This window comes from Catenulispora sp. GP43 (assembly GCF_041260665.1).
In the GTDB taxonomy this organism is placed as follows: domain Bacteria; phylum Actinomycetota; class Actinomycetes; order Streptomycetales; family Catenulisporaceae; genus Catenulispora.
On sequence record NZ_JBGCCT010000002.1, the window covers coordinates 731,402 to 752,611 of the forward strand.

General features: G+C 71.2%; 21 protein-coding genes. 9 read left to right on the plus strand and 12 right to left on the minus strand.

Annotated features, from left to right (window positions below; translation table 11 throughout):
• Positions 1–49 precede the first annotated feature (49 nt).
• From ABH926_RS07020 to ABH926_RS07035, 4 genes are all read left to right on the plus strand, one after another.
• Positions 50–1,216: an EfeM/EfeO family lipoprotein gene (locus tag ABH926_RS07020; RefSeq protein WP_370364527.1), complete on the plus strand. Its 1,167-nt coding sequence runs from the start codon at positions 50–52 to the stop codon at positions 1,214–1,216.
• Entirely contained in the window at positions 1,213–2,448 is a 1,236-nt protein-coding gene (efeB, locus tag ABH926_RS07025; protein ID WP_370364528.1) for an iron uptake transporter deferrochelatase/peroxidase subunit, read from the plus strand. Before ABH926_RS07020 ends, efeB begins: the two co-directional genes overlap by 4 nt.
• 21 nt (positions 2,449–2,469) lie before the next feature.
• A complete protein-coding gene (locus tag ABH926_RS07030) occupies positions 2,470–3,771 on the plus strand; it encodes an MFS transporter (protein WP_370364529.1) in 1,302 nt (433 codons plus the stop codon).
• A 352-nt stretch (positions 3,772–4,123) separates the two neighbouring features.
• Complete coding sequence (locus tag ABH926_RS07035; RefSeq protein ID WP_370364530.1) at positions 4,124–6,016, plus strand: transketolase; 1,893 nt, start codon at positions 4,124–4,126, stop codon at positions 6,014–6,016.
• A gap of 21 nt (positions 6,017–6,037) precedes the next feature.
• Here ABH926_RS07035 and ABH926_RS07040 read toward each other — a convergent pair whose 3' ends face one another.
• Positions 6,038–6,817 carry an NAD(P)H-dependent oxidoreductase gene (locus ABH926_RS07040; protein WP_370364531.1) on the minus strand — a complete coding sequence of 260 codons (780 nt, stop codon included), beginning with the start codon at positions 6,815–6,817 and terminating at the stop codon, positions 6,038–6,040.
• A gap of 148 nt (positions 6,818–6,965) precedes the next feature.
• Between ABH926_RS07040 and ABH926_RS07045 the strand changes: the two genes are divergently transcribed.
• From ABH926_RS07045 to ABH926_RS07055, 3 genes are all read left to right on the plus strand, one after another.
• Positions 6,966–7,823, plus strand: a complete 858-nt coding sequence (locus ABH926_RS07045) for a helix-turn-helix transcriptional regulator (RefSeq protein WP_370364532.1) — start codon at positions 6,966–6,968, stop codon at positions 7,821–7,823.
• A gap of 135 nt (positions 7,824–7,958) precedes the next feature.
• Entirely contained in the window at positions 7,959–9,320 is a 1,362-nt protein-coding gene (locus ABH926_RS07050; protein WP_370364533.1) for a glycosyltransferase, read from the plus strand.
• Positions 9,321–9,419: 99 nt separating this feature from the next.
• The gene (locus ABH926_RS07055; protein WP_370364534.1) at positions 9,420–10,364 is read left to right on the plus strand and encodes a universal stress protein; all 945 of its coding nucleotides are present in this window, start codon (positions 9,420–9,422) and stop codon (positions 10,362–10,364) included.
• Positions 10,365–10,393: 29 nt separating this feature from the next.
• Here ABH926_RS07055 and ABH926_RS07060 read toward each other — a convergent pair whose 3' ends face one another.
• Both ABH926_RS07060 and ABH926_RS07065 read right to left on the minus strand, forming a co-directional pair.
• The gene (locus ABH926_RS07060; RefSeq protein ID WP_370364535.1) at positions 10,394–10,732 is read right to left on the minus strand and encodes a hypothetical protein; all 339 of its coding nucleotides are present in this window, start codon (positions 10,730–10,732) and stop codon (positions 10,394–10,396) included.
• A gap of 49 nt (positions 10,733–10,781) precedes the next feature.
• On the minus strand, positions 10,782–11,357 hold the full coding sequence (locus ABH926_RS07065; RefSeq protein WP_370364536.1) for a UbiX family flavin prenyltransferase: 576 nt from the start codon (positions 11,355–11,357) through the stop codon (positions 10,782–10,784).
• A gap of 135 nt (positions 11,358–11,492) precedes the next feature.
• Here ABH926_RS07065 and ABH926_RS07070 point away from each other — a divergent pair, with 135 nt between their 5' ends.
• Both ABH926_RS07070 and ABH926_RS07075 read left to right on the plus strand, forming a co-directional pair.
• The gene (locus ABH926_RS07070) at positions 11,493–11,891 is read left to right on the plus strand and encodes an SHOCT domain-containing protein (protein ID WP_370364537.1); all 399 of its coding nucleotides are present in this window, start codon (positions 11,493–11,495) and stop codon (positions 11,889–11,891) included.
• Entirely contained in the window at positions 11,891–12,265 is a 375-nt protein-coding gene (locus ABH926_RS07075; protein WP_370364538.1) for a phage holin family protein, read from the plus strand. Before ABH926_RS07070 ends, ABH926_RS07075 begins: the two co-directional genes overlap by 1 nt.
• Positions 12,266–12,414: 149 nt before the next feature.
• On the opposite strand, the gene ABH926_RS07080 is transcribed toward ABH926_RS07075, so the two are convergent.
• The 9 genes from ABH926_RS07080 to ABH926_RS07120 all read right to left on the minus strand — a co-directional run bounded on the left by ABH926_RS07080 (position 12,415) and on the right by ABH926_RS07120 (position 21,205).
• Positions 12,415–13,353 carry a hypothetical protein gene (locus ABH926_RS07080; RefSeq protein WP_370364539.1) on the minus strand — a complete coding sequence of 313 codons (939 nt, stop codon included), beginning with the start codon at positions 13,351–13,353 and terminating at the stop codon, positions 12,415–12,417.
• 55 nt (positions 13,354–13,408) lie between these two features.
• Entirely contained in the window at positions 13,409–14,338 is a 930-nt protein-coding gene (locus tag ABH926_RS07085) for an ornithine carbamoyltransferase (protein WP_370364540.1), read from the minus strand.
• 75 nt (positions 14,339–14,413) lie between these two features.
• Positions 14,414–15,022 carry a TIGR00730 family Rossman fold protein gene (locus ABH926_RS07090; RefSeq protein ID WP_370364542.1) on the minus strand — a complete coding sequence of 203 codons (609 nt, stop codon included), beginning with the start codon at positions 15,020–15,022 and terminating at the stop codon, positions 14,414–14,416.
• Positions 15,019–16,023, minus strand: coding sequence for a 2,3-diaminopropionate biosynthesis protein SbnB (gene sbnB, locus ABH926_RS07095; RefSeq protein ID WP_370364543.1), 1,005 nt, complete (start codon positions 16,021–16,023; stop codon positions 15,019–15,021). The genes ABH926_RS07090 and sbnB overlap by 4 nt, the downstream gene beginning before the upstream one ends.
• A 2-nt stretch (positions 16,024–16,025) precedes the next feature.
• A complete protein-coding gene (gene sbnA / locus ABH926_RS07100) occupies positions 16,026–17,057 on the minus strand; it encodes a 2,3-diaminopropionate biosynthesis protein SbnA (RefSeq protein WP_370364545.1) in 1,032 nt (343 codons plus the stop codon).
• A gap of 95 nt (positions 17,058–17,152) precedes the next feature.
• Positions 17,153–18,127, minus strand: coding sequence for a TauD/TfdA family dioxygenase (locus ABH926_RS07105; RefSeq protein WP_370364546.1), 975 nt, complete (start codon positions 18,125–18,127; stop codon positions 17,153–17,155).
• An 89-nt stretch (positions 18,128–18,216) separates the two neighbouring features.
• A complete protein-coding gene (locus ABH926_RS07110; RefSeq protein ID WP_370364547.1) occupies positions 18,217–19,032 on the minus strand; it encodes a LuxR C-terminal-related transcriptional regulator in 816 nt (271 codons plus the stop codon).
• Positions 19,033–19,274: 242 nt separating this feature from the next.
• Positions 19,275–20,042 carry a thioesterase II family protein gene (locus ABH926_RS07115; protein ID WP_370364548.1) on the minus strand — a complete coding sequence of 256 codons (768 nt, stop codon included), beginning with the start codon at positions 20,040–20,042 and terminating at the stop codon, positions 19,275–19,277.
• Entirely contained in the window at positions 20,039–21,205 is a 1,167-nt protein-coding gene (locus ABH926_RS07120) for a M20/M25/M40 family metallo-hydrolase (RefSeq protein WP_370364549.1), read from the minus strand. Before ABH926_RS07120 ends, ABH926_RS07115 begins: the two co-directional genes overlap by 4 nt.
• Positions 21,206–21,210 lie beyond the last annotated feature (5 nt).

The window sequence follows — 21,210 nt, forward strand, 5'->3', positions numbered from 1 at the left end:
CCGGGACCGCACCAGGACAAGGAAGACAAGGAAAGGGACTCCGACCTTCATGCGCCGTGCCTCCTGGCAGGTTCGCCTCGCGGTGCTGCCGCTCTCGGTGGCGGTCGCCGCGGCGACGGGCGTCGCGCGGTCGCACTCCGCGGCCGCCGGCGGCCCGATCGCCGTCCGCGCCGCCGGATGCGGCACCCCTCCCCCGGCCGCCGGCGCCGGCCGCGTCGCCTTCGCGGTCACCGACGACACGGACGTCTTCGCGACGGTCTACCTCGTGGACCCCGCCGACCGGGTCTACGCGGAGATCCCGTGGCTGACGCCGGGGCACACGCTGCCCCTGGCCACCACCCTCGGCGCGGGCCGGTACGCGATCCGCTGCGTCCTGTCCAACGGCACGATCCACACCACGTCGCAGTTCTCTGTCTCGGGTACGACCCCCGGCGCGGTCGCCGGCTACAAGCCGCTGCCCGACCTGGACCTGACCGCACCGGTCAACGCCTACCGCGCCTGGCTGGGCACCGCTTTGCCGAAGCTGCTCACGGCCGCTCAGACACTGGACGCGGACGTCGCGCGTGGCGATCTGCAAGCCGCAAAGATCGACTGGCTCACCGCGCACCTGGACTATGAGCGTCTGGGCGCCGCGTACAACTCGTTCGGGGACTTCGACGACGCGATCGACGGGACGCCGGCGGGCTTGCCAGACGGCACGGCAGACAAGAAGTGGGCCGGCCTGCACGCGATTGAACATGGGCTCTGGCATTCCTCCTCCGCTTCCGACATCAGGCCTTTAACACAGGGCCTCGTCACCTCGGTCCAAGCCCTGATCGAGGACTTCCCGAGCGAGGAGGTCGATCCCGGCGACCTGCCGCTGCGGGCCCGCGAGATCTTGGAGAACACCCTGCAGTTCCAGATCACCGCGGCGGCGGACGAGGGCAGCGGCACGAGCCTGGCCACGGCGTACGCGAACACCGAGGGCACCCAGGAGGTGCTCAGCGTCCTGGCCCCGCTGATCGACGACCGGGCCCCGGGCCTGCGCGCCAGGCTCGACACCGAAATCAAGGCCCTGCGAAGCGATCTGCTCGCGACCCGCGACGGCTCCGGCGCCTGGACCCCGGCGCCGGCCATCGCCACCGCCCAGCGCCAGCGCCTCGACGCCGACCTGGACCAGCTGCTCGAAGACCTGTCCACGATCCCCAACCTGCTCGCCCCGAGGACGAACGCATGACCGGCCTGGCACGACGGTCCTTCCTGCGCGGCGCGGCGGTCGGTGCGGCCTCGGCCGCCGCGGTCGGCGGCGCGGCGGGGATCGCCGCGGCGACCGTGGCGGACTCCGGCCCCGGCCCTTCCGGCCGCCGCATCGCCTTCGAAGGCCCGCATCAGGCGGGCATCCTGACGCCGCCGCAGGATGCTGCGACGTTCGTGGCGTTCACCGTCACCGCCAAGGATCGCGCCGCGTTGGCCGCGCTGTTCCAGACCCTCACGGACCGTGTCAGGTTCCTGACGTCCGGCGGCTCGCCGTCCGCCACCGACGTGGCGTCGGCGCCCACCGACAGCGAGACGCTCGGCCCGAGCGTGCCCTCCGACGGCCTGACGGTGACGGTCGGCGTCGGGGCGTCGCTGTTCGACAGCCGTTTCGGCCTCGCCGGCCGCAAACCGGCGCGCCTGACCCCGATGCCGGTGTTCCCGGACGACCACGTCGAGGGCTCCGCCGAACTGCACGGCGACGTGATGCTCCAGATCTGCGCCGACTCCCGCGACACAGTGATGCACGCCCTGCGCGACATCGCCAAGCACACCCGCGCCGGCATGCAGCCGTCCTGGAAGGTCGACGGCTTCCACGCCGCACCGCGCCCCGACGGAACACCCCGCAACCAGCTCGGTTTCAAGGACGGCATCGCCAACCCGGACGTCGCCAAGGCCTCGGTGACCGACGAGCTGATCTGGACCCGCGCCGGCGGCGCCGAGCCGGCCTGGACCGAGGGCGGCTCCTACCAGGTGGTCCGCATCATCAGGATGCTGGTGGAGTTCTGGGACCGCGTCTCGCTGCACGAGCAGGAGAACATGATCGGCCGCCGCCGCGACTCCGGGGCCCCGCTGGACGGCACGGCGGAGCACGACACACCGGACTACCACGCGGACCCGAACGGCCTGGCGATCCCCACGACCGCCCACATCCGTCTGGCCAACCCCCGGACCCCGGCGACCAGCGGCCAGCAGATCCTGCGGCGCGGCTACAACTACGAACGCGGCCTGGACCTGAACGGCAACCTGGACGTCGGCCTGATCTTCTGCTGCTACCAGCGGGACGTACAGCGCCAGTTCCAGGCGGTCCAGGAGCGCCTGGCCGGTGAGCCGCTGGTCGACTACATCCAGCCGACCGGCGGCGGGTACTTCTTCGCGCTGCCGGGAGTACGCGACGGCGAGGACTACTTCGGGTCTGAGTTGTTAGAGAGCTGAGACGGCTGTCACGATCAAGAGATGGCATCCGAGGCAGCACCGCTGCATCCACTGCAACCGCTGCCACCACTGCCACCACTGCGCCGCAATCGGGACTTCCTGTTGTTGTGGGGCGGCCAGACGGTGAGCGAGGTCGGGTCTCAGATCTCGGTGCTGGCCCTGCCGCTGGTCGCCTTGGTGGTGTTGAAGGCCAGCGCCCTGCAAGTCGCGCTGCTGTCGGCCGCGACGACGAGCGCGTTCCTGCTCATCGCGCTGCCGGCCGGGGTTCTGGTGGACCGGCTTCCGCGGCGCCGTCTGATGCTGTGGTGCGATGTGGCCCGCATGGTGCTGCTCGGGTCGCTGCCGGTGGCCCAGATGGCCGGGGTGCTGACTTTGGGGCAGCTGTATGTCGTGGCGCTGCTGTCGAGTGTGTGCACGGTCTTCTTCTCGGTGGCCTACCAGAGCTACCTGCCGACGTTGATCGACCGCGACCAGCTCATGGAGGGCAACGGGAAGCTCAGCACATCGCAGTCGGTGGCCCAGATCGCCGGCCCCGGGCTCGGCGCGGCGCTGGTGGGGATGGTCGGGGCAGCCAGAGCCATGGTGGGCGACGCGGTGTCCTATGCCGTTTCGGCCGGGACGCTGCTGGCGATCCGGAAGGCCGAGCCGGAGACCCGGGACGTCGCGGTCGGCCGAGTTCGTATGCGCACGCAGATCAGGGAGGGGCTGGCGTTCGTGGCCCGGGACCCCATCCTGCGGCGTGCCGCGGCCTGGAGCGGATCGGCGAACTTCTTCGTCATCATGGTCGAATCACTCGGCCCGGTGTTTCTGGTGAGAACACTTCACCTGCGCCCGAGCTCCGTCGGCCTGATGCTCGCCGCGGGCGCCTGCGGCGGCGTCGTCGGCGGCCTGACCGCCGGCCGGCTGGCCCACACGGTGGGCTCGGCACGGATCAGCTGGCTGTCGATGACGGTGTTCGCGCTGCCCGGCCTGCTGATCCCGGCGGCCGGCCCGGGCCGGCTGAGCCTGCTGTTCGCGGCCGGCTGGACGTCGTGGACCTTCTCGGCGACCGTCTGCGGCATCGCCCTGACCAGCTACCGCCAGGCCGTCTGCCCGCCAGACCTGCTCGGCCGCGTCAACGCCGCCTCCCGCTGGGTGACCTGGGGCACGCTGCCGCTGGGCGGCGTCGTCGGCGGGACGCTGGCGGCGACGCTGGGGGTGCGCACGTCGCTGTGGATCGCGACGGTCGGCGGGTGCTTGTCGGGGCTGTGGCTCTTCTTCTCGCCGCTGCGGGGGATGCGCGACATTCCGGAACCTGCGGACGCGCTTGCCGGAGTGCGGTAGGCGTCTTCCCGACGGCGGTTCACGCCCGCCAAGCGAAGAGGAGCCCGATGCCGGGCCCGCATCACGCCCGCGCCCCGGAAACGCCTGGGGATGACGCCTCCTCGCGGGCGAAGCGGCCCTGACGCATCAGGACTCCTCCTCGCCCCGCATTCGCTGTTGCACGTCACGAATGCGGTCGGCCGCGCGGAAAGGGGGTCCGGGGCGGCCCGGAACCTGATTGCCCGGATCACCGGGTTCAAACGGGTGGGTGATCGCCGTTTTCCGGAGTGGCCCGGGCAGGGCCGGCACATGATGCTGGTGGGGATGGGGGTGGATGCCGGCGCGAGGAAGCAGATGTCGCGAAGGAGTGATCATGGCCACAGTCCCCGCCACCGAAGTCCTGGACTCCCGGTCCAGCCTCCCGGAGATCTTCGAGCTCGCGCAGCAGCTGCGGGTCGACGCCGTCCGCGCGAGTACCGCGGCCGGGTCGGGCCATCCGACCTCCAGCATGTCCGCGGCCGATCTGCTGGCCGTGCTGATGACCCGGTACCTGCGCTATGACTGGTCCGATCCGGACGATCCCGGCAACGACTGCCTCATCTTCTCCAAGGGTCACGCCTCGCCGCTGCTCTACGCGGTCTTCAAGGCGGCCGGTGTCGTCACCGAACGCGAGCTCATCGAGGACTACCGTCGGGCGGGGAGCCGGCTGCAGGGGCATCCGACGCCGGTCCTGCCGTGGGTGCCGGCCGCGACCGGCTCGCTGGGGCAGGGGGTCGGCATCGGTGTGGGCATGGCGCTGGGCTGGCGCTGGTCCGAGCACAGTGGGCGGCACATGTGGATCCTGTGCGGCGACGGGGAGTTCGCCGAGGGCTCGGTCTGGGAGGCGCTGTCCATGGCGGCGCGGCTGGGGCTGGCGCACGTCACCGTCATGATCGACGTCAACCGGATGGGCCAGCGCGGCCCGACGAGCCTGGAGTGGGACCTGGCCGGGTACGCGCGGCGGGCCGAGGCGGTCGGCTGCCACGCGATCGTCATCGACGGGCACGCGCTGTCCGAGATCGACGAGGCGCTGCGTTCGGCGTCGAACAGCCTGAAGCCGACCGTGATCGTGGCCCGGACGCACAAGGGCCGGGGGTTCCACGAGGTCGAGGACAAGGAGGGCTGGCACGGCAAGGCCCTGCCCGCCGACATGGCCGAGCGCGCCGTCGCGGAGCTCGGGGGTGTCAGGGATCTGACGGTTCGCGGGCCCGAGCCGGAGCCCCGCAATGACGTCGCGGAGATCAAGCGGGGCGGTGACAGCGTGGAGGGCCGGAAGCCCACCCGCCCGGAATTCCCCACCGACACCCCCGCGGCCCCGCGTCTGGGATTCGGCAGGGGGCTGGCCGCGCTCGGTGTGAACCCGAAGGTCGTGGTGCTGGACGCCGAAGTCGGGAACTCGACCTACACCGAGGAATTCGCGAAGCAGTACCCTGACAGGTACGTGGAGTGCTACATCGCCGAACAGCAGATGGTCGCCACGGCGGTCGGGCTGGCGGCGGACGGCTACCGCCCCTTCGCCGCGACCTTCGCGGCCTTCCTGACCCGGGCCTCCGACTTCATCCGCATGGCCGCGGTCTCGAACGTCGACCTCGCGCTGGCGGGCACCCACTGCGGTGTCGAGATCGGCCCCGACGGCCCGTCCCAGATGGGTCTGGAGGACCTGGCGATGATGCGGGCCGTCCACGGATCCACGGTGCTGTACCCCGCCGACGCGACGAGCGCCGCGGCGCTCACGATCGCGATGGCCGACCTGCCGGGTATCAGCTATCTGCGAGCGACCCGCGGCGCGTACCCGATCCTCTACGACACCGACGAGGACTTCCCGATCGGCGGTTCGAAGACGCTTCGGGAGACCGAGCACGACCCGGTGACGCTGCTGGGCGCCGGGGTCACCGTCCACGAGTGCCTGAAGGCGGCGCAGATGTTGGCGCACGACGGCGTCTCGGCCCGCGTGCTGGACCTGTACTCCGTCAAGCCGATCGACGTCGCGGCCCTGGCCCGGGCCGCCGCCGACAGCGAGGTGCTGGTGGCCGTCGAGGACCACCATCCCGAGGGCGGCCTGGGCGAGGCCGTGTTGAGCGCGCTCGCCGCCGAGGGCGTCCCGGTTCGGCGCTTCGGGCACCTGGCCGTGCGCGTCATGCCCGATTCGCGGGAGCCAGCCGAGGAGCTCGAGGCGGCCGGCCTGTCCGCCGACCGCATCATGGCGGAGGTCAGGCGGCTGCTCTGAGTCTGTCTGCCTGTCTGTCTGTCAGCCCCGCACGTGGAGCCCGAACCCCGTGCGGCCGGCCGGCTCCAGGCCCTCCTTGAGCTGCAACGAGGGGATCTCGTAGTCGCCGAAGTTCTGGCGCCGGAACGCGATCGGCTCGGTCGTCTCCAGGGTCAGCAGGCGCTGTCGCCAGGCCTTGGCGACGTCGGGGAAGTCCTCGTCGGTCATCCGGTCGGTGCCGTACAGCACAAACGGCGGCAGGACCTCGATGCCGGGGTAGTACAGGATGCCGTGCTGGATCGAGAACAGGAGGTCCTCGATGGGGCCGTTGATCCCGCGCGCCGCGTAATGCGACTCCGGGCCGCCGGCGGTCACCGACAGCAGGGCCTTGCGGCCGACGAGCGTACCCTCGCCGAAGCGCTCGCCGTACTGGGTGTCGTTGTGCTCGCCGACGCCGTAGGCGAAGTGGTAGGTGAACACCCGGTCCACCCAGCCCTTGAGGATCGCGGGCATCGCGTACCACCACAGCGGGAACTGGAAGACGATCGTGTCGGCCCACAGCAGTTTCTCCTGCTCGGCGCGGACGTCCGGGGTCAGCGTGCCGGCGTCGAAGGCCCGGCCCGAGTCCAGAGCGACCTTCAGGGGACGTGAGGCGCCGGGGCCGTAGTCCGCGGCGTCCACGGCCGTCTTCCAGTTCATCGCGTACAGGTCGCTCACCTGTACCTCGTGTCCGGCGCCCTCCAGTGTGGAGACCGCGAGATCCTTCAGAGATCCGTTGAGCGACTTCGGCTCCGGGTGGGCGTAGACGATCAGTGTCTTCATGAGCACTCCTGAGTTCGGGTGCCTTCGATTCTGAACACGGCGGCGCCCGGTATTCAGGGGCCCGACTTCCCACGGCACGGAGTTCCTGGTACCGACAGGACCACCTTCGCGCGCTCTCACCACGCATCACCGGAGCCATACTGAGGACATGGACGATCTTGCGGGGTTCCTGCGGACCCGGCGTTCCCGGGTCGACCCGGCGGTCGTCGGCATCCCGGCGGACAGCCGCCGCCGGGTGGCGGGGCTGCGCCGCGAGGAGGTCGCGCACCTGTCCGGCGTCAGCGTCGACTACTACGTGCGCCTGGAGCAGGGCCGGGCAACCCAGCCCTCCGAGCACGTCCTGGACGCGCTGGCCCGCGTCCTGGGCCTGGACGAGACCGAGCGCGGGCACCTGTACCGGCTGGCCCGGCAGCGCCGGCGGCGGGTGAAGACCCCCGGCAGCCGGATCCGGCCCGAGCTGTCGCGCGTCCTGGACCTGGTCACCGACGCACCCGCGCAGATCATGGACCACCGTCTGGACGTGCTCGCCGGGAACCGCCTGGCCGCGCTTCTCCACAGCCGGCCGATCCCGGGCCTGAACATCGCCCGGCACATCTTCCTGGAGGAAGCGGAGAACGGTCTTTACGCGGACTGGGAGCAGTGCACCCTCGACGTGGTCGGCCACCTGCGCCTGGCCGCCGGCAAGTACCCCGACGACCCGCGCCTGGCCTCGCTGATCGGCGAGTTGGCGATGGGCAGTGAGCGCTTCCGACGGTTGTGGGCCCGCGCGGATGTGCGGGCCCGGACGCACGGACGCAAGGTCTACCGGCATCCGCTGGTCGGGTTGTTGGACCTGCACGTGGAGAACTTCGCGCTGCCGGACGACTCGAGCATGGAGCTTCTGATACTGTCGGCGGCTCCCGACAGCGCCGCGGAGGACGGGCTGCGTCTGCTGGCCGGGCTGGGCGCGGATGGTGTGATTTCGATCTCTTATATGACCTCTGATTCGTCACTCCCGCATCAATAGTCTCATTCCGTCACTCCAGTCACTGAAATGCCGAAGCGCCGGCCATTCTGCGGCCATTGTCATGACATTAAGGGTCCAAACGATCACATATCGTGATGGTGACGACCTTCGTGCCGACGACAGGAGTAAGCGCCCATGACCACAGACCGGCCGAGCAGGATCGCCTTCGTATCGACGTACCTCCCGCGCCACTGTGGCATCGCCACCTTCACCCACGACCTGCGCACCGCCATGGCCCACGCGGCGCCGGACATCCAGACGCTGGTCTGCGCCGTGGACAACGAGGGCCTGGACTACGACGGCCAGGCGGCCTTCGTCATCGGCCAGCACACCATGGCGGACTACCCGGCCGCCGCCGAGCGCATCGCGCGCGCCGGGGTGGACGCGGTCGTCATCGAGCACGAATACGGCATCTTCGGCGGGCCGGACGGGGACTGGATCAACCTGTTCGCCGAGCGCCTGACCGAACTCGGCGTCCCGTACCTGGTGACGCTGCACACCGTGCTGTCCCACCCGAGTCCGGGGCAGGCCTCGGCGCTGGGCCGGCTGTGCCGCGGCGCCGACGCCGTCGCCGTCTTCACCCCCGTGGCCCGCACGCTGGTGACGTCCACCGGGATGGCCACGGCCGACCGGATCTTCATAGTGCCGCACGGCGCGCCCACGGCGCTGCGCGAGGACTGGGACCGTCCGCACGTGCCGGGCCCGCGGCGGGGCGCGGGCGCGGGTGTGGGTACGGGTACGGCCGGCGGGGTGCGGCCGGAGGTCGCCGAGGTGCTGGCCGAGGGCGCGCAGAGCCGCATCGTCTCCACCTTCGGCCTGATCTCCCCGGGCAAGGGACTGGAGGTGGCGGTCGAAGCCGTCGCCAACCTGGCCGAGGAGCACCCCGACCTGGTCTACGTCATCGCCGGGGCCACCCATCCGGAGGTCGCGAAGCAGCACGGCGAGGACTACCGCGACCGGCTCACCGGCCTGGTGGCCGAGCTGGGCGTCCAGGACCGGGTCCGGTTCCTGGACTTCTTCCTGACCGACGAGGAGATCGCGGCGCTGCTGGCCGCGACCGAGGTGTTCCTGACCCCGTACCACTCCACCGAGCAGATCAGCTCCGGCGCGCTCACCTTCGCCGTGGCGGCCGGGTGCCCGGTGGTCTCCACGTCCTACCGCTACGCGCAGGACCTGCTGCGCACCGGCGCCGGGAACGTCGTGGAGCCCGGCGACAGCGCGGCGTTCGCCGAGGGGCTGCGGGCCCTGCTGGCCGACCCCGAGCGGCTGCACGCCGCGCAGGCCGCCGCGCACAGCGTCGGCGCGACGCTGGGCTGGCCGTCGGTGGCCCGGCAGTTCGCCGGCGTGGTCCGCGACATGACCGCCGACCGTGCGCGACGCCGCGCGCTGCTGGGCGCGCGGACGCAGTATTCACCTGATCGGGCGCATCCGACACCGTCGGCGGGCTTCGTGGGCCGAGGATGGGAGAAGTCTCAAGACCCGGCGCGCGCTGTCTGATCGGCGTGGCGATGGTGATCGCGGCGGTTCCGGTCGCGGTCACCGTGGCGGGTCGAGGGCGCTGAGGCCGGTGCCGGCCCGAGGCGGTGGAGGTTCGCGATGATGAGCGACGGCGTCGTCGTCGGCTACGACCGCTCGGGATCCGGCGACCGGACCCTGGCCGAGGCGGCCGCGGCGGCCGTGCGGAGCGGGCAGGCGCTGGTCGTCGTCAACGCCTACCCCGGGCCGATCCCCCACGGCGCGACGCTGCCGTTGCCCGACACGGCCGAATGGGCGCCGACGGACCTGGTCGACTCCGCGAACCTGTTGGTCGGGCACGCGATCACCCTGGTGCGCTCGTGGCATCCGCGGCTGCCGGTCGAGGGCCGCGTGGTCGCCGGGCGGGTCTGGGAGGTGCTGGGCGAGGCCAGCCGGCACGCCGGGCTGCTGGTGGTCGGGAACCCCGGCGGCACCGTGGACACCCTGCCGGGCTCGGTGACGCTGCGGGTGCTGGCCGAGGCCGCCTGCCCGGTGCTCGTCGTCCCCGCCGGCGACGAGGACGGCGAGGACGGCGAGGACGGCGAGGACCGCCGTCGCGCCGACGGTGCGGCGGTGGTCGCGGCGGTGGTCGCGGCCGTGGACGTCGAAGACCCCTGCGACGACGTGCTCGACTTCGCCTTCGCCGAGGCCGCGCGCCGGAACGCGGCGCTGGAGGTGGTCCACGTCTGGGAACAGCCGCGGAACGTGAACCACTTGCGCCACACCACGGGCCCCGGCCACGACGCCACCCTGATCGAGCAGCAGCACCAGATACGCCTGACCGAGCTGGTGGACGCAGCCGCCGGCCGCCATCCCGGCGTCGAGGCGGCCGCGCGGGTCGAGATCGGCCCGCCCGGGCGAGCGCTGGTCACGGCGACCGAATCGGCCGGGCTGCTGGTGGTCGGCGCACGGCGCCAGGGCAAGGGACATCACCACCGGCTGTCGATCGGACCCGTGGTGCACGCGTTGCTGCACCACGGGGAGTGCCCGATGGCGGTCGTCCCGAACGGGCCGGCGCCGGAGTAAACGATCGGTACCGGTATCAGGCAGACGCCTCAGGGGATCGAGATGTCGTGGTACAGCCCGGCCGCGACCCGGATCTCCTCATTGAGATCGGCGTCCTTCACCGGCCGCACCGCCGTGAAGTGCCGGCCGACCGGACAGTACTGGAACCGCACGAGCCCGAGCCGGATGGACTTCAGCGACGCCCCCGGGATCCAGATCGTCGTGAACAGATGGTCCTGACGGCACCGGACGACCGTGTGCAGCCCGACGCTGTAGCCGCGCCGGCGCATGAACGCCGTCTCGGCGGCGATCGTCGCGAGAACGGCGGCCACCGTGAACCATCGACGCCTGGCGGAGGGGCGGCCCGCCGGCCGCGGCTTCTTGGTCACGGATCCAGTATGCGTCCGGGGCGGTGCGGGGACGAGCCGGCGAGCCGCGTCACTCACCCCAGCGGGGCATATCGGGCACGTCGATACCGAGCAGGTCCAGGGCTCGGCCGGCGGTGTGGTCGACGATGTCGGCGACGGTCTCCGGCCGCAGGTAGAAGGCCGGGACCGGAGGCATGACGATGCCGCCGGACTCGGTGACGGCGGTCATCGCACGCAGGTGGCCCAGGGTGAGCGGGGTCTCGCGCACCATCAGGACCAGCCGCCGCCGCTCCTTGAGCGTCACGTCGGCGGCGCGGGTGAGCAGGTTGTCGCCGTTGGAGTAGGCGATCGCCGACAGGGTCCTGATGGAGCAGGGCGCGACGATCATCCCGGCGGTGCGGAAGGAGCCCGAGGCGATCGCCGCGCCGACGTCGGCGGGCCGATAGGCCACGTCCGCCATCGCTGCCAGATCGGGCATCGACAGGTCCGTCTCATACGCGCGGGTCTGCTGGCCGGCCGGCGTCACCACCAGGTGCGTCTCGACCCCGGCTTTGCGCGCCAGCTCCAGCACCCGCACTCCGTACGCGATGCCGGTCGCACCGCTGATCCCGACCACCAACCGCTGCCTGTCCGGCTGCCCGTCCATGCGTCCTCCTCCTGTTCGGAGGCTGAAGGTAGGCGGCGGCTATATCGCGCTGATAACTCCCCCGAATGCCGCTCCTGCCGCGTGCGCCCCACCCAACGCTCTTAACGTCGCGACAGGACGAGAGGAGCAACGGCGATGTCCCATCCCCTGCTGAACGCCTTCTGGATGATCTTCTGGTTCTTCATCTGGGTCATGTGGCTCATACTGCTGTTCCGCATCATCGCGGACATCTTCACCGACCGGGAGCTCAGCGGCTGGGGCAAGGTCGGCTGGACCCTACTGGTGCTGCTGTTGCCGTTCATCGGCATCTTCATCTACCTGATCGCCCGCGGCGACCGCATGGCCGAGCGGGCCCAGACCCACGCCGAGAAGAACCAGCAGGCCTTCGACGACTACATCCGCAAGACCGCCGGCTCCTCCGACGGCCAGGCCGGCACCGTGGACCAGCTGGCCAGGCTCGCGGATCTGAAGTCCTCCGGGGTGATCAACGACGCCGAGTTCGAACAAGCCAAGCAGAAGCTCCTGGCGGCCTGATGCTCAAACGGCTGCTCGCCTCGTGGATCATCCTCGCCCTGGCGTTCGCCCTGGCCGCCTGGGTCTCGCCCGGGATGTGGCTGCGCGGCGGGATCTCCGGAGGGCTGTGGATCGCAGCCGTGTTCGGCCTGCTGAACCTGGTCCTCGGGACGATCCTGCGCCTGGTCACCGCACCGCTGATGCTGCTGACGCTCGGGCTGTTCGGCATCGTCATCAACGCGGTGCTGCTGCGGATGGTCGCGGCGGGCTCCTCGGATCTGCGGCTGGACGGCTTCGGGTCGGCGCTGCGGGGCGCCGTGCTGATCGCCGTCTTCACCTGGCTGCTCACTCTCACGCCGCTGGGCCGGCCCAAGCGCGAGCACAAGAGGCGTTGAGATGCCCGGCCAGTGAACGCTCCCGACGACCCGCCGAAACCGCCATCGCCGACGCGGCCGGCGGGATCGCGCTGACACCCCCGGGTGACGGCCCGGAAGCAGCCCCTGTGGGTGAGCTGCTTCCGGGCCGGATCGTGCATCCGGATAGTTCAAGCCGAGGGCGGTCGGACGAGCGCCTCGATGGCACGCACGGTCGCAGCGAGCTCCGCCGCGGTGGTGACGCAAGGCACTCCCCCGGCACGCGCATCCGGACTCGGTTCGGTTGCCGTCGGCGCGGTGCTGACGATCAGATCTACCTCGCCCTCGACGTCGTGTCGGACAAGCGTCGCCGGGATCCCGTACCGGCGCAGAACGGCGGCGGTTTCCTCGGGCGCGAGGACCTCGAAGCCCAGAGCCACCAACGTTTTGATCGGGAACAGCGTCGACCGGGTGTCCCCGTGCGCGACCGAGACGAACGCTCGGCCCGCGGTCGGCAACTTGATGCCCGCGCTGGCTTTCGCCTTCGCGTAAGCGGCGCCGAAGTAGTCGTCGACACCCATGACCGCGTCGGACGGCGGGACCGCCACCCGTACCGCGATCGGCGCGTGCGGCCCAGGTGTACCGCTGTCACCGCGGGCGGGCAGCAAGGCCTCATCGCGCAGCTCTGCGATACTCGCACCGAGCGCGATCCGGGCCGCCGCCCGGGCGAGCTGCACGCCGGTCGCCTTCGAGACGAACGGCACGGTCCGCGCCATGCGCGGGTCGGCCGCGAGCAGATGCAGGACGTCGGACGCCAAGGCGAACCGGACGTGCACCAGGCCTCTGATTCCCATGACGCGAGCGACGTCCTCGACGGCGGCACGCACGCGCTCGACGTCCCGGCGGCCGAGGGTGACCGGCGGCAGCGCGAGCGCCGGGTCGGTGCCGGTCCCCTCGACGTCCTCCATGACGCCGCCGATGTAGAGCTCTGATCCGTCGTAGAGCGCGTCGACCTCGATGCCGGTCGCCGTGACGAGGGTCTCGTCGGCCGGTTCGGGCTCGATCGGCAGCGGCTCGACCGCGACGAGGTCGACGGCGTACGCGGCGGTCGGCGGGTTCGGGTCGATCACGATGACCCGAACCCCTTGGCCGCGTCCGGTCCGACAGACATCGGCGGCCGGCTCCTCACGGCCGTTCGGAGCGGACCCACTCGAGCACCGCCATCGCGCTGTGCAGCTTGTTCTCGGCCTGCTCGAAGGCGATCGACCGCTCGCCGTCGAGCACCTGGGCGGTGACCTCCTCGCCGCGGTGGGCCGGCAGGTCGTGCATGAACACCGCCTCCGCGCCGCCGTCCCACCACCGCTCCTCGATGCGGAACGGGTCGAACGACTCGCGCCACAGCGGGTCCGCCTTGGAGGTGCCGGTGGTCTGCCAGCGCGCCGTGTACACGGCGTCGAAGTCGCAGGCCGCGCCCTTGCCCGGCGGCTCGTGCAGCTCCGTCACGGACGCTCCGTGCTTCGCCGCCAGGGTCTGGGCCTTCTCCAGCACACCCGCGGGCAGGCCGTAGCCGGCCGGCGTGCGCAGCTCCAACCGGACCCCGGAGAACCGGCTCAGCGCCAGGGCCAGCGCGACGGCGGTGTTGTTGCCCTCGCCGGCGTAGAGCAGGCGCAGGCCCTCCAGGGCGGAGAAGCGGTCGAGCAGGGTGGTCAGGTCGGCCAACGCCTGCGTCGGGTGCTCGTCGGCGGTCATCGCGTTCACCACCGACATGCCGCCGGGCTCGGCGAGCTCGCGCAGCTCGCGCGGGTCGTCGGAGGTCCGGGCGATGAGCAGGTCGAGCATGCCGGAGAACACCCGGCCGGTGTCGGCCATCGTCTCACCGGTGTTCAGCTGCAGGTCCCCGGGGCCGTAGGCGATCACCTGGGCGCCGAGCCGCAGAGCCGCCGTGGTGAAGGCGGTGCGGGTCCGGGTGGAGGTCCGGCGGAAGTAGACGCCGGCGATCTGGCCCTCCAGCGGCTTGCCCGCCGCGGCCCGGCCGTGCCGGAACTGGACGCCGCGGGCGGCGATCGCGGCCAGGTCCTCGGCCCCGAGATCGGTCAGGGATATCAGATGCCTCATGCCGTGTACTCCTGTGTCATGCCGCGTGCTCCGGTGTCATCGCGCGCGCTCCTGGTCATGCCGCACGCTCCTGTGTCATGCCGCGTTCTCCGATCCCGCCGCGACTGGGACCCGGCGCGCGTGTCCGAGCAGGTCCAGCGCCTGCTCACAGTCCTCGGCGACCTGGATCAGCGCCCGCTCGGCCGCGGTGAAGAAGCCCTCCGCGTGCATGTGGTCCAGCAGCGCGACCAGCGGGTCGAAGAACCCCGCGACGTTGAGCAGGACCACCGGCTTGTCGTGGAAGCCCAGCTGGTTCCAGGTGGCGACCTCCATCAGCTCGTCCAGCGTGCCGAAGCCGCCGGGCAGCACCGCGAACGCCGAGGAGAGCCGGTACATCAGGGCTTTGCGCTCGTGCATGGAGCGCGCGACGAACAGCTCCACGCCGAGCAGGTCGGGCCGCTCTCGCTCGAAGAGCTCGTGCGGGATCACCCCGGTCACCTGGGCGCCGGCCTCGATCGCGGCCTGCGCCACCGCGCCCATCACGCCGACGCCGCCGGCGCCGTACACCAGTCCGGCGTCCCGGGCGGCCAGCGCCGCCCCGAACTCGGCCGCGACCGCGATGTACTGCGGCTTCGTCCCGGCCCGGGAACCGCAGAACACGCCGATGTTCCCGCTGCGGCGGGCCGGCATCCGGGCGGTGCTCATGAGTCCTCCCCGTCCAGGAAGTCGGGCACGGCCACGCCGACGCCCTGCTCGCGCGCGTCGTCGAAGACCAGCCGGGCCAGGGCCAGGTCGAGCACGCCGAGACCGAACGGCGAGTAGACCGCGACGCGCTCCGGGTCGCGCCGGAAGTCCGAGCGCCCGGCCAGCAGATCGCCGATCTGGGCGTCGACGAAGGCGTGGTCGCCGGTCTGCTGGCGGGCCAGGTCCAGCGAAGTCCGCTCGCGCAGGACGTGGTTGGTGTCATCGACCACGTTCTGCGCGCCGCGGATCGCGTCCGGGAACAGGTCGCGCAGCGAGATGTGCAGCACCGTGGCGCCCGGCCGGCACGCTTCGAGCCCGACGTGCGGGGTCGCCGCCGTCGTGGCGAACGAGACCAGCTCGTGCGCGCCGAGCGCCTCCTCGATCGTCGCGGCGACGGCGAAGCGCAGGCCCGGCAGGCGCTTGGCGGCCTTGTCGACGAACTCCCGGGCCCGCTCGGGGTCCTGGTCGAACACCGTCGCCGCGGCCAGCGCGGGCAGCTTGGCAGCCAGGAAGGCGAGAATCTCGGCGTTGATCACGCCGGTCCCGATCAGGCCGACGCCGCTCACCCGCTCCGGGTCCGGCACCAGCAGCGCGGCACCCAGGGCGGCACTGGCCGCGGTGCGCTTCGCCGAGATGAGCGAGGCCTCCAGCAGCGCCTGCGCGCGGCCGGTGCGCGGGGAGTTGAGCACCAGCACGGCGCTGGCCCGCTCCAGTCCGGCCTCCAGGTTGCCGGGGAAGGAGGCGATCCACTTCATGCCGGCGCTCTCGTGCTCACCGCCCAGGTAGCCGGGCAGTCCGATGATGCGGTTGCGCGCGTCGTCGGGGAAGCGCAGGAACACCGAGTGCGGCAGCATCGACGCGCCCCGCGCGTGCGCCGCGTAGGCCTGCCCGACCAGGTCGATCAGGTCGTTCTCGCGGCCGTCGAGGATCTCCCGAACCTCGCGCCCTCTGATGATGAGCATCGTCAACCTTTCCCGTGCCCCGCCGCGGCGGTTGAATCAGGGGTCTTCCACAGGTGCGAGACTTCGCCGAAGTGCTCCTGCACCCAGCTGTCGGAATAGATGGTGTGCAGGTAGCGGTCGCCCCCGTCGGGGAAGATCAGCACGCACAGCGAGCCCGGCGCGATGCGCGGCCGCAGCCGCTCGAACGCGGCCAGCGTCGCCCCGGAGGAGCCGCCGGCCAGCAGCGCCTCGCGCAGGCTCAGCCGGCGGCAGCCGACCACGCACTCCAGGTCGGTGACGTGCACCACCTCGTCGGCGGTGTCCGGCTCGAACAGCGCGGAGCGGACCGAGGCGCCGTGGCCCGGGATCAGCCGGCGCACCGGCGGGCCGGTGGGCGGGCCGGGCTCGAATAGCACGCTGCCCACCGCGTCCACCGCGACCACCTTGGTGGCCAGCCCGTGCTCGCGCACGTACCGCTTGCAGCCCAGCAGGGTGCCGGTGGTGCTGGTCGCGGTGAACAGGTAGTCCAGCCGGCCGTCCAGCGCCTCGACGATCTCGTTCATGGTCGAGAAGTGGGCCCGGGGGTTCATCTCGTTGGCGTACTGGTTCGGCCAGTACGCGTGCGGGATCGACCGCACGAGTTCCCGGACCCGGCGCAGGCGCACCGACAGGTACTCCCCGTCGGCGTCCGGCTCGGTCACCACCTCGACCTCGGCGTGCAGCGCCCGCAGGATCGCGAGGTTCTGCTCGGTGGTCTTGGCGTCCACGACACAGATGAAGCGGATGTCGTGGTACCGGCAGACCTGGGCCAGGCCGACGGCGAGGTTTCCGGAGGAGGATTCGACGACGACCGACCGGCCCGGGATCAACCGGCCCGAGCGGATCTCGCCCATCAGCATGCTGATCGCCGGGCGGTCCTTGATGCTGCCGCCCGGATTGAACCGTTCCAACTTGGCGAAGAGCCGGCCGTCGAACCCGGCCGGCACACGCTCAAGTTCCACAAGCGGGGTGTTGCCGACAGCGGATAGAATGCCGGTGAGTGCGTGATCTGCCACGGTTCGATCATTCGCCGCTGCCCTATAGCACCCCTATACCTGACACTTCGAGGCGGGTGCCGGCAAGCCGTATCGCGAGCTCAGACCCATACTGTTCAGACCAGTACCGCGGCCCCTTCCGGCCGATGCCCCCGGGTCCGCCGCCCGTCCAGATGCACGAAGGCGCGGTGCAGCCACCGGTCCCGGCCGTCGTAGCGCGGGGTGAAGGCGGTGCGGCCGTGGACGGAGATCCGGTTGTCCACGAAGGCCAGTTCGCCGGCGGCCAGCGGGAGCTGGGCACTGACCTGGGTGAAGGCCTCGCGCAGCGCCTCCAGGGCCACCTTCGCCTCGTCGTCCGCGGCGACGGTCGCGTTGAAGTCGACGCGCACATCAGGGTCCTCATGAGCGCCGGTGAGCACCGCGTGCGGCGCCCCGCCGTCGCCGGCGGAGAACGAGGGCGGCGGGGCCGTGACGAAGCGCTCGCCGTGCAACACCTCGCGCGCGGCGGCCGGCAGGTGCTCCAGGGCCCGGCGGATCGAGGAGACCACGGTCCCGGCTTGTCCTTCGTGATCGTTGCGCAGGCACAGCAGGCCTACATAGTCCGGGCGGTGCGGGTGGAAGGCGTTCTCCACGTGCATCTCCAGCGACACGGACCCGGCGTTGCTCTGGCTGCCCTCCCGGCCGGGCACCGGCACCACGTTCTGCACCAGCGCGCCGCCCTTCTCCGCGCGGTAGGCGGCCAGCTCGCCCAGGCTCGAGGCGAGCAGCGCGATGACAGCGGCCGGCCCGGTCGGGATCCGCTCGACCGACTCGGCCACCATCGGGGTCGGCGGCAGCCCTGCTCCCTCGATCGGCAGGTTGCGGACGAGCAGCAGGCCGTCGACGCCGGGATCGTGCCGGTAGGCGCGGATCGCCGCGCGCAGCCGGTCGGGCAGCCCGGCGCTGTGCTCCCGGGCCCGGGTGACCCAGGCCTGTTCGTCAATCCTCGGATACTCCCGGCCGACCAGTTCCGCGCCGAGCCCGGCCACCGTCGCGCGCTCGGCCGCGGTCAGGGTGATGTCACCGGCTTCGGCGCTCCATGCATGGTCCATGGTGATGCTCCGTTCCATCGCGAATATCGCGCCAAGCGTGGAGGAACGGGCAATATTTACTCGATACTCGTCGCGGCTGCTCGTCGCGGCTACTCACGCTGCGTCTCCTCCAGCGCGAGGTCGTCCAGCACGCTCTGCCGGCCCAGCAGGAAACACAGCTCGGATCTGGATTTCGCGCCGAGCTCGTTCTTGATCCGCTGCAGGTGGTTCTGCACCGCGCGCGGCTTGAGCCCGACCCGCCGGCCGATCTGCTCGTCGGTCTTGCCCTCGATGACCAGCCGTTTGATGGCCTCCTGCACCTCGGTGCCGACCAGGGACGCGGTCTCCACCGGGCCGGCGGGCTCGAAGTCGATGGCCCGGCTCCAGAAGCGCTCGAACAGGTCCGCGGCGAAGCGGGCCACCGCGGGGTCGGTGAACATCGCCGCCTCGGTGCGCTCGGAGTTGGTGGGGACGATCACCACGTGCCGGTCCACGACGATGAGCCGGTCGAAGAACTCGTCCAGGGTCCGGAACTGGGCCCCGTGCTCGGCGGTGGCCCGCACGTAGTCCCGCGTGGGCTGGTCGTAGCGCGCGGGATGCTGGTACAGGGTCCTGGTGACCACGCCGCGGTTGAGGCAGTCCAGGTGGGTGGGCAGCGCACTGTTCAGCGTCGGCTTGGACCGGGCGCCGCCGGGCTGGGCCAGCAGCACCTCTTTGTGCGACCACTCCAGGATCAGCCGGATGGCCTCGTTGATCCGCGTCATGCCCCGGATCAGGTGTGTCGGCCGGCCTTCGCGCTCGCGCTCGGCGAGCCCGGTCAGCTCGTGCTCGGGCAGCGGCGGAGCACCGCCGTGGCGCAGCACGTCGCGCAGTTCGCCGAGAAGGTCGCGCAGCTCCTTCTCCACACGGCGGGTACGCTCCAGCAACCCCGCATGGTCGAGATCCCCCACTTCGGTGGTAAATGCACTTTCAAACCCCTCGGAGACTGCCATGCATCCCCCCGTAACGTCTGCTCCCCGTATCCCCCTTAACGATGATAGCTGAAGCGATAAATCAAACGTGCGAACTTCATCCCAAGTTCGAACTCGGAAACACGGCTGACATCAGCGTACTGATGACTCAAAGGGTTGTCACTCTCCGTGGCCGCACCTCCCGCCTTGTCAGGACCCTAACGGTGAATCCCCATGAGTTCCTCCGCAAGGAATTCCAGGACCTCGTCGCGTTGATCGCGCAGATAGAAATGGCCGCCGGGGAAGCGCCGCGTCCGGAACGGCCCGGTGGTCACCATTTGCCAGGCTTGCAGGTGCTCCGCACTGACGCGGGAATCGTTCGTTCCACCTATGGCGGACACCGGCAGCTCCAGCGGAGGGTGGTAGCCGCACACATAGTCGTCACACATCCGGTAGTCCGCGCGGATCGTCGGGGCGAGCAGTTCCAGCATGGCCGCGTCGTCCAGGATCTCGGACTGGGATCCGCCCAGCGCCCGCAGATGTTCGCGGAGCTGGCCGTCGGTCATCAGATGCACGCCGAGGCGATCGCGCAGCAGCTGCGGCGCCCGGAACCCGGACACCACCAGGGCGGTCGGGGCACGTCCGGCCGCGGCCAGCGCGGTGGCGAGCTCGTAGGCGACCAGGGCGCCCATGCTGTGGCCGAACAGGGCGAACGGGCCGTCCGGGGTGTGGCCGAGCACGGCACGGGCCGCCTCGGCCGCGAGGGCCGGAAGCGAGGCGGGAAGGGGTTCGCCGAAGCGGCCCTCGCGTCCGGGCAGCTGGACCGGCACGACGCGGATCGCCGGGGCGAGCTCGGCGATCCACCCCCGATAGGCCGACGCTCCGCCGCCGGCGTGCGGCAGCGCGTACAAGGGCAGTCCGGGAGCCGGTTCCTCGCTGAAGGGGAACCACTTCTTCAGGGCTCGGCGTGCGGCGTCCTGCGTCATACCCGCACCTTAGCCGAGGCGTATTCGATGACTGATTCGAGCAGCGCCTGCGCCCCGCGGACCAGCTGCGGCTCGGGGGTGTCCTCCTTCGGATTGTGGCTGACCCCGGCGGTGCTGGGCACGAAGATCATCGCGGTCGGCACCCTGGCGGCCAGGACGCTGGCGTCGTGGCCGGCGTAGCTGAGCAGCCGGGTGGCGGTTCCGCCGGCCCGGTCCAGGGCGGTCTCGAGCATCCGGCACAGTCGCGCGTCGAAGACCGTCACCGGCTTGGCCGAGATGCGGACGACGTCGCAGGTGCACCGCTCGGCTGCGGCGACGGTCTGCGCCGCGTACCGGAGCGCGGAGCCCACGGCGTCCAGCGCGTGCTCGGATCCGGACCGGAACTCGGCCACCAGGCGGGCCTCGCCGGGGATGACGTTGGGGGCGCCGGGGACGAACTCCATGAAGCCGACGGTGACCACCATCGCCGGATCGATGGCGGCGGCGATCTGGCGCAGCCGGACCGCCAGGTTCGTCGCGGCCATGCCGGCGTCGGCGCGCTGCCGCATCGGCGTGGTGCCGGCGTGGTTGGCCGAGCCGTTCATGGTCACGGCGTACCGGTCGATGCCGACGATGCCCTGCACCACCGCCAGATCCCAGCCGGCGGTCTCCATCCGGGGGCCCTGTTCGATGTGCAGTTCCAGGAAGGCCTCGACCCCGGCGATGCCCGCCGAGTCGGCGAACGCCGTGGAGCCGATCAGGCCGCCGGGCGAGTCCGGACGCGCGCCCTCCTCGTCGAAGAACCCTGTCATCCGGACCATACGCGCGGCCGGATGCCGGTTCTCGTGCAGTGTGCGCAGCACTTCCAGCGCCGCGATCACGCCGTAGGCACCGTCGAGCCACCCGCCGCCGGGCACCGTGTCGGTGTGGGATCCGGTGAGCAGGTAACGATCTTCGCCGTCCGGCGCGGCGGCGAAGACGTTGCCGATCTCGTCCGTCGAGCCGGCCAGCCCCGCCTCGGCGACCCGCCGCAGCAGCCAGGCACGGCCCTCCAGATCGGCCGGGGAGCCGGCGATCCGGTCCACGCCGCCATCGGGTCGCTCGCCGAACTTCGCGAAGCCGGCGATGTCGTCGAGGAGGCGCTCGGCGCAGACCTGCAAATCCGTACCCTGCGATAACGTCATCGCCC